Below are 13632 nucleotides of genomic sequence, written 5' to 3'. Positions count from 1 at the left end.
CGGGGAGTCAACGGGGCAGAGCCAAGATCAACTGACGATTGCGAACATTTCAAGAACAGTCCAGGCTTGAGATCACAGATTGTGATCTCAAAAACCGGTCGAGGCGGGCAGCGGGAGGCAGTGCTAAGCTGCCGGGGCTGATCGAGGCGATCCGTACCCCTAGAAGGCCTTTGGAAGACCGGCTTGCTTCAAGACTTCGTTGGCGGTGTGGCGGCTCTTGGATCTCGGCACGATGATCACCTGCCCGGATCGTTCATCCCGCCACTTCTCATGGCTGCCCTTGCCGCCAGACGTGCGTTCCCATCCAGCGGCGAGCAGGAGACGGGAAAGATCAGGATAGAAATCCTTGGGCATGCGACTCACGATCACGTTGGCCGATCAGGAGTATGATACCCACGTTTTCTATAGCGCGGTCAGCGTTCCACATACGTTCTTGTGGAACGTCACTGGGTTTGCCTATGCGACCGCCAGTTCGATAAGGCCATGCGCTCGTAACTCCAGCGGCACCTTGCCGTGAATTCCGAGGTTCTCGGCCAAAAGTTCCGGCGCCAACGCACGCACCAATTCGACGAATTCAGGAAGGCTTTCCGCCTCCACGACAAGCCCAGGGATGTTGCTGGACGACGTCCAAACGCCCGCCTCAGCGTCCCATTCCGCCGCAACATGATAGGCTGCATCGCTCATAGGCCCATACTGCGCTGCCTTTTTTGCATCGCCAAGAGCCATCCTACATCCGTTCCGGTGCTTCGATGCCCAGCAGATCCAGTGACTGCTCCAGCTGGCGCAGGGTGGTCTGGGCCAGGGCCAGGCGCGAGGCCCTAGTGGCCTCATCGTCAGCGCCCATGATCGGGCAGGCCGCATAGAACTTCGAGAAGGTCTGGGCCAGCTTGTAGGCATGCTCGGCCACGAAGTTGGGGGCCTTCTTGTCATAGGCCTCCGACAGGGCGCCCTCGAAGGCGTCCAGCAGCATGGCCAGGTCCCGCTCGGCCGGCTCGCCGATCTCGATCCGACCGGCCAGGACGCCGGCGTCGGCAGCCTTGCGCAGCACGCTCTTGATCCGCACCGACTGGTACAGCAGGTAAGGCCCGGTCTTGCCCTCGAAGCTGGTGAAACGGTCGAGATCGAAGACGTAGGACGTGCCGCGGAAGTTCTGCAGGTCGGCGAACTTCAGGGCCGCGATCCCCACCTTGTGGGCGGTCTCCTCGAAGGCCTCTTCCGACAGTTCGGCGCCGAGGCCGGCTTCACGCAGGCGCTCGCGAGCCTTTTCGCGGGCCATCTCGATCAGGTCGTGCAGCTTCAGCACCCCACCCGCGCGGGTCTTGAACGGCTTGCCGTCGCTGCCGTTCATGGTGCCAAAGCCGATGTGCTCCAGGCTGCCCGGCTGGGCGTAGTCGGCCAGATAGGCGGCGCGGAACACCTGCTCGAAATGGTCGGCCTGACGCTGGTCCACGCAATAGAGGATCAGGTGCGGGTCGAACGACTGGCGGCGGTCGAGAATGGTGGCCAGGTCGGTCGTGCCGTACATGGCCGAGCCTTCCGACGACACCACCAGCAGGGGATCGGGGCTCTCGACCTCGACCACCGTGCCGTCGGTCAGCTTCTTCTTCTTGGTCTCGCCGGGACGGGCCACGCGGACGATCCGGGCACCCTGGTCATCGACCAGCAGGCCCTTGTCTTCCAACTGGCGGACCATCGGCGGGATCAGGTCCTGAACATCGCTCTCGCCCTTCCACAGGTCGAAGTCGACGCCCAGGGCGGTGAACTCGCGCTCCAGGGCCACGCGGCTGATAACCACGAAGTGGCGCCACAGCAGGCGGTAGCCGAAGCGGCCGTTCTGCAGCTCGGCGGTCGCCTTGCGGGCCCGCTCCTTGAACTCGGGGTCTTCTTTCTGGCGGACCGAGGCGCTGGGATAGATGCGATCAAGATCGGCCAGGGTCACGCGCTGGGCGAACTCGGCCATGACCTTGTCTTCGTCGGCCTTGGCGAAGCCGCGCGGGGCCTCGACCAGTCGTTCCAGCAGGGCACCGATAAAGGCGTCTTCCTCCATGATGGCGCTGATCAGCAGGCCCATCTGGAAGCCCCAGTCGCCGAAATGGGCGTCGCCCACCACCTCGTCGCCCCGGAAGCGGTACAGGCGCTTGATCGACTCGCCGATGATCGAGGCGCGCAGGTGGCCCACATGCATCGGCTTGGCCACATTGGGGCCGGCATAGTCGATCAGCACGCGACGCGGCTGGTCCAGCAGAACCGCGCCGGTGCGGGGATCGGCGGCGATCTCCCGCGTGCGAGCCGACAGGGCCTCGGCGCTGACGCGCATGTTGATGAAGCCGACGCCGGCGATTTCCACCGAGGCCAGGCGCGGGTCACCCTTCAGGTGCTCGACCACCTGCACGGCGATTTCGCGGGGATTGCGCTTGGCGCTCTTGGCGGCTGCAAGCGCTCCGTTGCACTGGAAATCGGCCAGGTCGGGCCGGTCGGACGCCGTGACGCGCCCGAAGTCGGGAGACAGTCCGGCGGCCTGGAAAGCGGCCGCGGCCGCTTCACTCAGGGACCGCTTCAAATCGCTCATTGCTTGGTGGACGTCCCTGCTTGCGCCGTCGTCTGGCCGGCATTGACCCGGAAGCGCTTGCCGTCACGGTTGAAGGCGGCCATTTCCGGCGTCACGTCGAAGCCGACGAGCACCTCGAAATTGCCACCGCTGACCTTGGCGTCGGCGCGCGGGATGGTGATGGTGTTGAGGACCTCGGTCGCGAAGACGCGGTCCTGACCGGCCGGGAAGGTAACCGGCAGGTCGAAATATTCCTTGGCGATCACGGCCTGGTTGCGCTCAGTGATCGCCACCCAGTAGCGATAGTTGCGGCGCGCCTCGGTCGCCTCGGGGCCGCGGCCCAGCTGGAACAGCACCTCGACGCGCATGTTGATCGGATCGTCGCTCTTATAGGCGCAGCCCGAGGAAATGCCCTGGATCTCGCCGGTATAGGCCACCGCAGCGGGGCTCTCGCGGCCGTCCTTGAACTCGACATAGCGGCTGGCGTCGTACAGCACCTTCACATAGGGGCATGGACCGGCGTTGCGCAGTTGCGGCAGCGGCGCCTTGGGCTGGTTCCACTCTTCGTCGCGCTTCTTCTTCTTTCCCGCCTGGTCGTCCTCGCCCTGGCCCTGACCCTGGTCGCCACGACCGCGCGATTGGGCATGGGCGCTCATCGCCGTCGCGGCGAGCGAGACGGCCATCAGGGCGCTGAGGGCGAGCGAGAAAGTGCGGCGCATGAAACGTCCGGTCAGAAAATGAAGAGCCAGTCGGGGCGCATGCCCCAGGCGGCGTCATGCAGCCTGATAAAGGCATATGCGTGACGTCGCAATGTGCTGACTTGGCGTGCGCACGCTGGCGTCACGATCCGCGAACGCTTAGGTTCAGCCCCATGAACGCCCATGCCCCGGTTCGTCCGCCGCTCACCATCGTGCTCGCCAGCCCCCGGGGCTTCTGCGCGGGAGTGGATCGCGCCATCCAGATCGTCGAGCGCGCCATCGAGAAATTCGGCGCGCCGGTCTATGTGCGCCACGAGATCGTCCACAACCGCCACGTGGTCGATCGCCTGAAGGCCCTGGGCGCCATCTTCATCGAGGAGCTCAGCGAAGCCCCCGACGACCGCCCCATCGTCTTTTCGGCCCACGGCGTGCCCAAGTCGGTGCCGGCCGAGGCCAAGGCCCGGCAGATGATCTATCTGGACGCCACCTGCCCGCTGGTCTCCAAGGTGCATGTCGAGGCCCAGAAACATTTCGACGCCGGCCGTGAGATCGTGCTGATCGGCCATGCCGGCCATCCCGAAGTGGTCGGCACCATGGGCCAGCTGCCCGCAGGCAGCGTCACCCTGATCGAACATATCGAGGACGCCCGCGCCTGGGTTCCGAAGGACGCCTCCAACGTGGCCTTCCTGACCCAGACCACCCTGTCGGTCGATGACACCGCCGAGATGGTTGACCTGCTGAAGGCCCGCTTCCCCGGCATCGCCGCGCCGCACAAGGAAGACATCTGCTACGCTACCACCAACCGGCAGGACGCGGTCAAGACCCTGGCCACGGCGTCGGAGCTGGTTCTGGTGGTCGGTTCGCAAAACTCGTCCAACTCGGTGCGCCTGGCCGAGGTCGGCCTGAAGGCCGGGGCCCGCGACGCCCGCCTGATCGACGATGCCTCGGGCCTGGACTGGTCGTGGTTCGAGGGCATCTCCCGCGTCGGCCTGACCGCCGGGGCTTCGGCGCCCGAGGATCTGGTGCAAGGCGTCATCGACGCCATCGCCGCGCGGTTCGACGTCACGGTTGAAGACTTGGTCGAGGCCCGCGAGACGGTGACGTTCAAGCTGCCGAGGCTGCTGACGGTTTAGGATAGTGGGCAAACACTGCATCAGGCGCAGATATAGAAGTTAAGAAGGCAAGTGGGCCATGCAGCGGTATGAAATATCGCGACCGTTCTCGCACGGGAGGGTGCCTTGCTTCTAATTGTCTATTTCACGACGTTTGCTGTCTTCGTTTTGATTTTCACCAGAGAGGTTATCGCTCCAGCATCTAACGCAAGTTGTGATAAACGCTGGCGAATCTATGCAGGATCGCTCAACGCGGCCAACTTGGTGGTAGTCTGTGCGGCTGGCTTTCTATTTCAGGGATGGATAGTCGAGCATTCTCTCTTCCGACTTGGCGAGCGACTGGATGACATTACTGCCAGCGTCATTTGCTTTCTGGTTGCTAGCTTAATAGCCTATTGGGGTCATAGACTCTTGCACGCCTCGAACCGCTAATGGCGTTGGGTGCACCAGTTGCATCACAGCCCTAAGCGCATCGAGGCTCTAACCGCGTTCTACATCCATCCGTTCGACGCGCTTCAGGCCGCGCTACTCAATGCGTTGGTGGCCTACGGTCTCTTGGGAGTAAGTGGATTTTCAGCGGCGTTGGCGCTGATCTATGTGACGCTCTTTAATTTAGTCGCTCATGCAGATCTCAAATCCCCTTGGTGGTTGGGATTTCTGGTCCAACGGCCCGAAATGCACCGCGTTCATCACGAACGTGGGGTGCACGCCAATAATTACGGGCTTCCAATTTGGGATATATTTTTCGGGACATGGAAGAACCCTCGCGAAGAGAGTGTTGAGTGCGGCTTTGCCGGCGATAGAGAACATCGCATCTTGGACATGCTTCTCTTGAGAGATGTCGACGGCTAGTCGCCCCCTGTACATCCGGACGACCTCCAGTTCGGCAGGAACGTTGCAAGGCACCGCTGGCCACTCACTTTACCTTCGCCCTCTTGACCGCCCGCTCCCGCTCCCGCATCCCCCGATCATGGCCGTCTATACCGACATCACCGACGAAGAACTGTCCGCCTTCCTGGCCGATTTCGACCTGGGGCAGGCGCTGGCGTTCAAGGGTATTGCCGAGGGGGTGGAGAACTCCAACTTCCTGCTGGAGACCGAAGGCGGCCGGTTCATCCTGACGGTCTATGAAAAGCGCGCTGCGCCCGAGGACCTGCCCTATTTCCTCAATCTGATGACCTGGCTGGCCGACCGCGGCTATCCCAGCGCGCGGGCTGTCGCCGACCGCAAGGGCGCGACGCTGAAGACCCTTCGCGGCAAGCCCGCAGCTCTGGTCGAGTTTCTGCCCGGCCTGTCGGTGCGCCGGCCTACCGTCGCCCATTGTCGCGAGGCGGGCGAGGGCCTGGCCCACCTGCACCTGGCCGGCGAAGGCTATGCCGGCCGGCGCTCCAACGACCTGGGCCAGCCCGCCTGGTCGCCGCTGTTCGCCAAACATCGCCAGGACGCCGAGGGCCTCAAACCCGGTCTGGCGACGGCCATCGACAAGGATCTGGCGCAGCTGGCCCTGATGTGGCCGCGCAACCTGCCGACGGGCACGATCCACGCCGACTATTTCCCCGACAACGTCTTCTTCAAGCCGGACGGCAAGTTCGCCGCCGCCATCGACTTCTATTTCGCCTGCGATGACGCCTATGCCTATGACGTGGCGGTGACCCTGAACGCCTGGTGCTTTGAGGCTGACGGCAGCTTCAACGTCACCGCCGCTCAGGCCCTGCTGGCCGGCTATCAGCGCCGCCGACCGTTGAGCCCGGCCGAGAAGGAGGCCCTGCCGATCCTGGCACGCGGCGCGGCCATGCGTTTCTTTCTGACCCGCCTGGCCGACTGGGGCGCGACGCCCGCCGGGGCGCTGGTCAAGCCGAAGGATCCGCTGGAATACGAGCGCAAGCTGGCCGTCCATCGCGAAGGCCTGGTGCTGTTCGCATGACGCCCAAGGTCACGGTCTATACCGACGGCGCCTGCAAGGGGAATCCCGGCCCAGGCGGCTGGGGCGCGATCCTGTTCTATGGCGAGAAGAAAAAGGAAATCTGCGGCGGCGAGGGTCACACGACCAACAACCGCATGGAGCTGATGGGCGCCATCATGGCGCTGGAAACCCTGACCAAGCCCTGCAAGGTCGAGCTGCATACCGACAGCCAGTATGTGATGAAGGGCGTCACCCAGTGGATCCACGGCTGGAAGGCCCGGGGCTGGAAAACCGCTGACAAGAGCCCGGTCAAGAATGACGACCTGTGGAAACGCCTCGACGCCGCCCGCAATCGCCACGAGGTCGACTGGCGCTGGGTCAAGGGCCACGCCGGTCACCCCCTGAACGAGCGAGCCGACGAGCTGGCCAACAGGGGCCTGCGGGAGTTTCGAGGGTAGGGAGAGCGGCCCCCTACGCCTCGTCGCCCTTGCGCTTGCTGGGCTTGAGGATGACCTTGTCGATGCGCGAGGCGTCCATGTCGACGATCTCGACGTCGAAGGGGCCCAGCTCCAGGACCTCGCCCTCGCGGGGGATGCGGCCCAGGCGGTCGAGGATCAGCCCGGCCACGGTGTGATAGCCGCCCTCGGCCTCGAAGGCCTCGCCCAGGGCGTCGTTGAGCTCCTGGATGTCGAGGCGGGCATCGACCAGCCACGAGCCGTCCTCGCGACGCAGGATGCGAGTCTCGGTATCATCATGGCTCTCGGGGAAGTCGCCGGCGATCATTTCCAGCAGGTCGATGGGGGTGATCACCCCCTGAACCGAGCCAAACTCGTCGACCACCAGGGCCATGTGCAGCGGGGTTTGCTTGAACAGGGCCATGGCGCGCAGCAGCGACATGGTTTCGGGAATGGCGATCGGCTGCTGGACGTGGGCAAGCACGTCGATCGGGCCACCGGAGAGGGCCGCGTCGAGCAGATCCTTCTTCAGGACCACGCCGATATCGCCGTCCAGATCATCATCGGTGGCGACCACGATGCGCGAATAGCGGCAGCTGCGGATTTCGGCCAGGATCTCTTCGGGGGTGTCGGCCAGAGAGATCCAGAACAGGTCGCGGCGCGGGGTCATGGCCACGCGCACCGGCCGGTCGCCCAGGCGCAGCACTTCCTGGATCATCGAGCGCTCTTCGGGCTCGATCAGGCCCGCATCGGCACCCTCGGCCAGCACGGTCTCGACCTCTTCGGCGGTCATGTCATTGGTGCGCTCGTCACGCACGCCCATCAGCTTCAGGATGGCGGCAGTCGAAACAGTCAGCACGGTCACGAAGGGGCGCAGAACCATGGCCACGATGGCCAGGAACGGGGCCATGCGGCGGGCTATGGCGTCTGGGAACAACAGGGCCAGGCGCTTGGGCACCAGCTCGCCCAGGATCACCGAGACATAGGTCAGGCCGATGACCACCACGATGGTGGCGATGATCTCCGAATGGGGCCCGATCACCGGGAAGGGCTCGAGCCACAGGTCCAGGGCGCCTGCGATAGTGGCCTGGCCATAGGCACCGGCCAAAATGCCGATCAGGGTGATGCCCACCTGCACGGCTGACAGGAACCGGGTCGGATGCTCGGCCATGGCCAGGGCGAGCTTCGCGCCCTTGTCGCCGCGATCGGCATAGGTCTGGAGCCTGGCACGGCGGGCGGAGACCACCGCCAGTTCGGACATGGAGAAAACCCCGTTCAGCAGAACGAGGAGGAAAACGACGGCGAGCGCGAGAAGTATCATGGCCCTTTGGGGTCAATGACGCGGTCGCCGGTCGGCGACTGCGGCCCCTGCTTCCTTGACGCGGCGAGGGCGAACCGTGGGGAACACTATACAAAAGAAAACGCCGTGGCCCATAGGGCCACGGCGCAGGAAGTCTGTTTGGGGAGGAAATAGCCTGATTACGAGGCCGGACGGGCCATCGAGACCTTGTTCTTGACGACGTTCTTCTGGGCTTCGTGCTGGCCGGGAGGCAGCGGGATCAGGCCACGGCCTTGCAGATAGCCGCCACGACCAGTGGCCGCGTCAGAGGTGAACTCCGAGAGGAACTCGGCCAGGCCCGGCGTCACGCCGACGCTGGACTTCTTGACATAGATGTAGAGCGAGCGGGCCAGCGGATAGGAGCCGTCCGAGATGGTCTGCGGGCTGGGGCGGATGCCGTTGACGCTGGCGACCTTCACCTTGTCCATGTTCTCTTCGTAGAACGAGAAGCCGAACACGCCCAGGGCGCCGGGGGTCTTGGTCAGGGTGCCGACGATGGCGTTGTCGTTCTCGCCCGCGTCGATCCAACCGTCATTACGCAGCGGGTCAACCTTGGCCTTGAAGAGCTTCTCGTTGTTGGAGCGCAGTTCTTCGACGGTGGGGAACTTGCGGGCGCCGGCCTCGATGGCCAGTTCCACGAAGGCGTCGCGGGTGCCCGAGGTGGGCGGCGGGCCATAGACCTGGATGCGGTTGCCCGGCAGGCCGTTGCCGACGTCATCCCAGCTGTTGTTGGGGTTCTTGACGAACTGGCCGCCCTTCATGATCTGGGCCGACAGGCCCAGATACAGGTGCTCGGTCTTGAAGTTGTAGTCGGCACCGTCCTTGTCGGTGGCGACAACGATGCCGTCAAAGCCGATCTTGATCTGGATGATGTCCTTGACGCCCTTGGCGGCGCAGGCGTCGAACTCGGACTTCTTCATCGGACGCGAAGCGTTGGCGATGTCGGGGAAGCCTTCGCCCGTGCCCGAGCAGAACAGCTTGATGCCGCCGCCGGTGCCCAGCGACTCGACCTTGGGGGCCTTCTTGCCGGTCTTCTTGGCATAGTTCTCGGCCACGCGGGTCGAGAAGGGGAACACGGTCGAGGAACCGGCGGCCCAGACATAGTCGCGGGCGGCGTGAGCGGGAACGGCGGCGAGGCCCGACAGGGCGACAGCGGCGGCCGCGCAGGAAAGCAGCTTTTTCATGGAGAACTCCTGGAAGTCTCGAGAGCTTGAAAAAAGGGTCGGGACCGCCCCGATGGAGCGGCCCCGGGTCGCAGTCTTAGAAGTCGAACTGGGCGCGCATCTGGAACGTGTCGACATCGACATCGTTCAGTTCGCGGTTGGTGCCCGTCGTCAGGGTCGGGTTGTCGTTCTTGGCCTTGGTATAGTTGGCCTGGAAACGGACATAGGGGTGGGGATACCAGTTCAGACCCGCAGTCAGAGCGGTGTACTTACCAGCCGTCGCGACGCCCTTCAGATCGGTCAGGTCGACCGAGTCATAACGCAGGGCGGCTTCCCAGGCGCCCATGCCGCCGGCGGTCATCGGCGACAGGATGCGGGTGCGGTTGAACTCGCCGCGGGCGGCTTCGTAACGGCGGGTTTCGCCGGTCAGGAAGAAGCTGCCGGTGACGTAGAAGGAGTCGAGTTCAACATCAGAGGCCGTGCCGGTGCGGTCGGCGGTGATGCGAGCATATTCCGACTGCAGCGAGAACTGCTTGTGCAGCAGGACGGCTTCCAGGCCGATCGTCTTGTCGTGGACGCCGACGGCGCCCGACGAGGTGTAACGCGCGCCGTAGTTGGTGTTGTTCCGCACCTGATAGGTGAAGTTGGCCTGATCACCGCGATCGCGGTAACGACCCCAGACGCCCAGGTGGACGGTGGTGAAGTCGGTGACGATCGGCGCATAGGTGAAGCGGCCGTTGTAGCCGAAGGTTTCCTTCGAGCCGGTCGCGCTGTTGGTGGAGACGTCAGCGTTGTTCAGGCTGTCGCCCGAAAGCGCAACGCCCGCCGTCCAGTTCTGGCCGTTCATCTTGTACTGGATGTTCATCACGCGGCCGGCGTTGATGAAGTCGTTGAACGCGCCGCGTTCCATCATCGTGTTGTAGCGCGACGAGGTGATGTCCTCGAGCGACACGGTCTTGAAGTTACCAACGATGATCGAGCTGGTCTCGGTCGGCTTGTATTCCAGGGTCAGGTCTTCCCACTGGGTGGTGCCGCCGCCGCTGGAGAGGCTGGCCTCGGCCTTATAGGCCCAGTTGCCGTTCCAGGTGCCTTCAACGCCCAGGCGCGCCGTGCGCAGGCGGGTGTTCCAGGCCTTGAAGTCGACGCCCGCGCCGGTGCGATCGACGCTTTGATAGACGACGTCTTCATAGACGCGGCCACGGACCTTGAAGGTCAGGGTGTCGTTGGCGAATTGCGGCGCGCCGCGCCAGGTGGTGGTGGTGTCTTGCGCTTGGGCCGAGACGCCAAGGCCGAGCGCGAGCATCACGCCCAGCGCCGACCCGCCGATCAGCGAGGTCTTGTTCCGCATTGTAGTGTTCCCCTTAGGTCTGGCCCTGACCTCTCATCACCTTTGAGGCGCGGGATCAGGATGCCAGCGGCTTACCGGGGAGCCATGACGGTTCAGGCACCGATTTATGACAGCCTGGCGACAAGGGTTTTCAAGAGGTTAACCTGTGGCAAAGCGGCCACGCGTTGCCGGCCAAGCGAGAGCCGAACTATCCGCCTACCGACATATATCCAGGAGGTTGAACCGCGCCTTACAGCAGCCGCGTACGAATTATCTGCGACAGCAGGTCGATCATCGACACCGCCACCACGATGACCAGCACGATGCAGCCGGTCTGGTCGTACTGAAATCCGTTGACGGATTCGAGCAGCACCTGGCCGATGCCGCCGGCACCGATCAGGCCCAGCACGGTGGCCGAGCGGCTGCTGGATTCAAACCGGTAGAGAGCGTAGCTGGTCCATAGCGGCGCGACCTGCGGGATCACGCCCCAGACGATCTCCTGCAGGGGCACGGCGCCGGTGGCGCGCACGCCCTCGACCGGCCCCTTGTCGATCGACTCGACGGCCTCGGCGAACAGCTTGGCCAGCACGCCGCCGGTGTTGAACATCAGGGCCATGACGCCGGCGAACGGGCCAAGGCCCACCGCGGTGATGAAGATTAGGGCGACCACCAGGTCGGGCAGCGAGCGGATCAGGTCCAGCGCCCGGCGCACCGGCTGCTGGATCCACACCGGCGTGATGTTGCTCGCGCCCAGCAGTCCCAGCGGGATGGCGACGATGATGGCCAGGGCCGTGCCCCACAACGCCATCTGGATAGTCTGCCACATCTTGCCGATATAGGTCGGCCAGTCCATTTCCATGAACAGCTTGGGATCGCCAAACGGCGCGAAGAAGCCGGTGGCGAACTCGCGCATCCGGCCCGCTTCGGTGAACAGCTGCGGGAACTTGTCGATCTCGGCCGGACGGAAACTGACGATCAGCAGGCCGATCACCCCGCCCCACAGCAGGATGTCGAAGGCCAGGGCCGAGGCCGACCTCTTCGGCGGCTGGGGAATGGTGTCGCTGATCATGACGCGTCTCAGTTGGCCGGCGCGGTAACGCCGGCCTTGCCCTCGGCGGCGACGCGCTCGGCCTTGACCTCGTCGAGCGTCTTCTCGGCGGCGGCGATCTTTGCGGGGTCGCCCGACTCCTTGGCCAGACCAAACTGCTCCAGGGCTTCCATCTCGCGTACCACCAGCAGGTGGGTGTTGTCGGCGGGCAGGAAGCCACCCATCGACAACTTGGCCAGGTTGGCGCGCTGCTGGGCCGCGACCGGGGTGTCGCCCTGACCATAGGTCAGGAAGAACTGGCGGACCTTTTCCTTGACCACGGGGTCAAGCTTCTTGCGCCAGACGATCGGATCTTCGGGCAGGGTCGGCGATTCCCAGATCACCTTGACCTTGTTCAACTGGGCCGCGCCGCGATCACCGTTCAGCCGCAGGGCCGTGGTGTTGTTGGTGGCCGCGTCCAGCTTCTTGTTGGCCACCGCGAACAGGTTGGCGTCATGGCTGGCGCTGAGCACGGTCTTGAAGCAGGTGTCGGGCTTCTTGCCGGCCGGGATGAACACATAGGTCATCGGGGCCAGCGTGCCCGAGGTCGACTTCTTGTCGCCGATGCCAAAGTTCAGCGTCTTGTCGCACTTCAGCAGGTCGGCGAGGGTCAGCTTGCTGTCGGCTGGCACGATGATCACCGACTTGTAGCCGTCGGTGCCCGACGGATCGAAGGTGCGGGCGAAGACCTCGCCGCCCGAGCGGCGCACGGCCTCCAGGCCCGACTGGTTGGAGAACCAGCCCACATCGGTCTGGTCGGCGCCCATGGCCACGATCAGCGACGAATAGTTGGACGAGAAGAACGGCTTCACCTTCAGGCCGGTCTGCTTTTCCATGTCGGCCAGGATGGGCTTCCAGTAGCTCTCCATGTTCTGGGCCGACTCGGTCGAGAGGATCGAGAACACGACAGTGTCCTTGGGACCCTCGGCGACGGGCTTGGGCGAGCAGGCCGACAAGGCCATGGCGGCTGCGGCGGCGATGAACAGGCTGCGGCGGATCATTGTGGAGCTCCTTCCCAGAATACGTCCTCGAATTCCGGGCCGTAGATGTCGATGAGTTGTTCGCGTTTCAGGCCGTCGGCCGGGCCGTCATAGACCTTCTTGCCGGCCTTCAGGGCCACCACCCGGTCGCAATAGCGCAGGGCGTAATCGACCTGGTGCAGGGTGACGACCACCGTGAGGCCGTCGGACTTGTTCAGGTCGCGCAGGATTTCCATGACCTTGCGGGCCGAGACCGGATCCAGCGAGGCGACGGGCTCGTCGGCCAGGATGATCTTGGCCTTCTGGACCAGGGCGCGGGCAATGGCCCCGCGCTGCTGCTGACCACCCGACAGGGTGTTGGCGCGCTGGGCGGCGTAGTCTGAGACCCCCACCCGGTGCAGGGCGGCCATGGTCGCGGTCCTGGTCTCTTCAGGCCAGGTACCGAACACGCCGCGCCAGAACGGGATGCGACCCAGCGAGCCGAGCGCCACATTGCTGAACAGCGAAAGCCGGCCGACCAGGTTGAACTGCTGGGCGATGAAGCCGATGCGCACCCGGGCCTTGCGGACCTGATCGCTGACCTTGCCCCTGGCCTGGACCGGGCCGCCAAAGGCGGTGATCACGCCGCCCTCTTCGCCCTTTTGCCCTTCATCAATGGTCTGAAGACCGTCGATAGAGCGCAGCAGAGTGGATTTGCCCGAGCCCGAAGGGCCGATGAGCGCGATCATCTCGCCGCGACAAACGTCGAGCGAAACGGAGTCCAGCGCCCGACGAGACCCGAAGGTCTTGGAGGCGGCGCGGATCGAGAGAACTGGGTCCGACGTCATGGTCGGGGCGAATCCTTAACGTGGTTTCAGGCTGTGTAAAATCCGTTCACCGCTTTGGCCGCACTCCGCAATGGATTTGTGACAATCGATGGATCAATTCGCCTCGGAGACCGGGTCCGAAAGGGACTTTACATCGGGGGGCTATACCCCTATTTCGCACGGCTCCGGCGGACCCGAAGTCCTCATAAGCGCT

At 64.2% G+C, this 13632-nt stretch carries 14 protein-coding genes; 4 read left to right on the top strand and 10 right to left on the bottom strand.

Annotation, left to right across the window (positions count from 1 at the left end; translation table 11 throughout):
• Window positions 1-159 precede the first annotated feature (159 nt).
• The 4 genes from ACW179_RS07035 to ACW179_RS07020 form a co-directional block, all read right to left on the bottom strand.
• Window positions 160-354 carry a type II toxin-antitoxin system HicA family toxin gene (locus ACW179_RS07035; RefSeq protein WP_492063589.1) on the bottom strand — a complete coding sequence of 65 codons (195 nt, stop codon included), beginning with the start codon at window positions 352-354 and terminating at the stop codon, window positions 160-162.
• A gap of 102 nt (window positions 355-456) precedes the next feature.
• On the bottom strand, window positions 457-726 hold the full coding sequence (locus ACW179_RS07030) for a DUF1902 domain-containing protein (protein WP_492063588.1): 270 nt from the start codon (window positions 724-726) through the stop codon (window positions 457-459).
• 1 nt (window position 727) lies between these two features.
• Window positions 728-2569, bottom strand: a complete 1842-nt coding sequence (locus tag ACW179_RS07025) for an arginine--tRNA ligase (RefSeq protein ID WP_492063587.1) — start codon at window positions 2567-2569, stop codon at window positions 728-730.
• A complete protein-coding gene (locus ACW179_RS07020) occupies window positions 2566-3267 on the bottom strand; it encodes a Tat pathway signal sequence domain protein (protein ID WP_492063586.1) in 702 nt (233 codons plus the stop codon). Before ACW179_RS07020 ends, ACW179_RS07025 begins: the two co-directional genes overlap by 4 nt.
• A 152-nt stretch (window positions 3268-3419) precedes the next feature.
• On the opposite strand from ACW179_RS07020, the gene ispH reads away from it, so the two are divergent.
• The 4 genes from ispH to rnhA all read left to right on the top strand — a co-directional run bounded on the left by ispH (window position 3420) and on the right by rnhA (window position 6719).
• A complete protein-coding gene (ispH, locus tag ACW179_RS07015; protein WP_492063585.1) occupies window positions 3420-4379 on the top strand; it encodes a 4-hydroxy-3-methylbut-2-enyl diphosphate reductase in 960 nt (319 codons plus the stop codon).
• A gap of 420 nt (window positions 4380-4799) precedes the next feature.
• A complete protein-coding gene (locus ACW179_RS07010) occupies window positions 4800-5210 on the top strand; it encodes a sterol desaturase family protein (RefSeq protein ID WP_492063584.1) in 411 nt (136 codons plus the stop codon).
• Between the two features lie 118 nt (window positions 5211-5328).
• Complete coding sequence (gene thrB / locus ACW179_RS07005) at window positions 5329-6282, top strand: homoserine kinase (RefSeq protein WP_492063583.1); 954 nt, start codon at window positions 5329-5331, stop codon at window positions 6280-6282.
• Complete coding sequence (gene rnhA / locus ACW179_RS07000) at window positions 6279-6719, top strand: ribonuclease HI (RefSeq protein ID WP_492063582.1); 441 nt, start codon at window positions 6279-6281, stop codon at window positions 6717-6719. The genes thrB and rnhA overlap by 4 nt, the downstream gene beginning before the upstream one ends.
• Before the next feature lie 13 nt (window positions 6720-6732).
• Here rnhA and ACW179_RS06995 read toward each other — a convergent pair whose 3' ends face one another.
• The 6 genes from ACW179_RS06995 to phnC all read right to left on the bottom strand — a co-directional run bounded on the left by ACW179_RS06995 (window position 6733) and on the right by phnC (window position 13439).
• Complete coding sequence (locus ACW179_RS06995; protein ID WP_492063581.1) at window positions 6733-8037, bottom strand: hemolysin family protein; 1305 nt, start codon at window positions 8035-8037, stop codon at window positions 6733-6735.
• 158 nt (window positions 8038-8195) lie between these two features.
• Window positions 8196-9239 (bottom strand): substrate-binding domain-containing protein, encoded by a 1044-nt coding sequence (locus ACW179_RS06990; RefSeq protein WP_492063580.1) that lies wholly within the window; start codon window positions 9237-9239, stop codon window positions 8196-8198.
• Between the two features lie 76 nt (window positions 9240-9315).
• The gene (locus ACW179_RS06985) at window positions 9316-10566 is read right to left on the bottom strand and encodes an OprO/OprP family phosphate-selective porin (protein WP_492063579.1); all 1251 of its coding nucleotides are present in this window, start codon (window positions 10564-10566) and stop codon (window positions 9316-9318) included.
• 229 nt (window positions 10567-10795) lie between these two features.
• Window positions 10796-11614, bottom strand: coding sequence for a phosphonate ABC transporter, permease protein PhnE (gene phnE / locus ACW179_RS06980; RefSeq protein ID WP_492063578.1), 819 nt, complete (start codon window positions 11612-11614; stop codon window positions 10796-10798).
• 8 nt (window positions 11615-11622) lie between these two features.
• Entirely contained in the window at window positions 11623-12633 is a 1011-nt protein-coding gene (gene phnD / locus ACW179_RS06975; RefSeq protein WP_492063577.1) for a phosphate/phosphite/phosphonate ABC transporter substrate-binding protein, read from the bottom strand.
• Entirely contained in the window at window positions 12630-13439 is an 810-nt protein-coding gene (gene phnC / locus ACW179_RS06970) for a phosphonate ABC transporter ATP-binding protein (RefSeq protein ID WP_492063576.1), read from the bottom strand. The genes phnD and phnC overlap by 4 nt, the downstream gene beginning before the upstream one ends.
• Window positions 13440-13632 lie beyond the last annotated feature (193 nt).

Source organism: Caulobacter sp. AVps18 (assembly GCF_058681425.1).
Note: the sequence above shows the minus strand (reverse complement) of the source record. Positions and strands in the feature narration are given on the sequence as shown.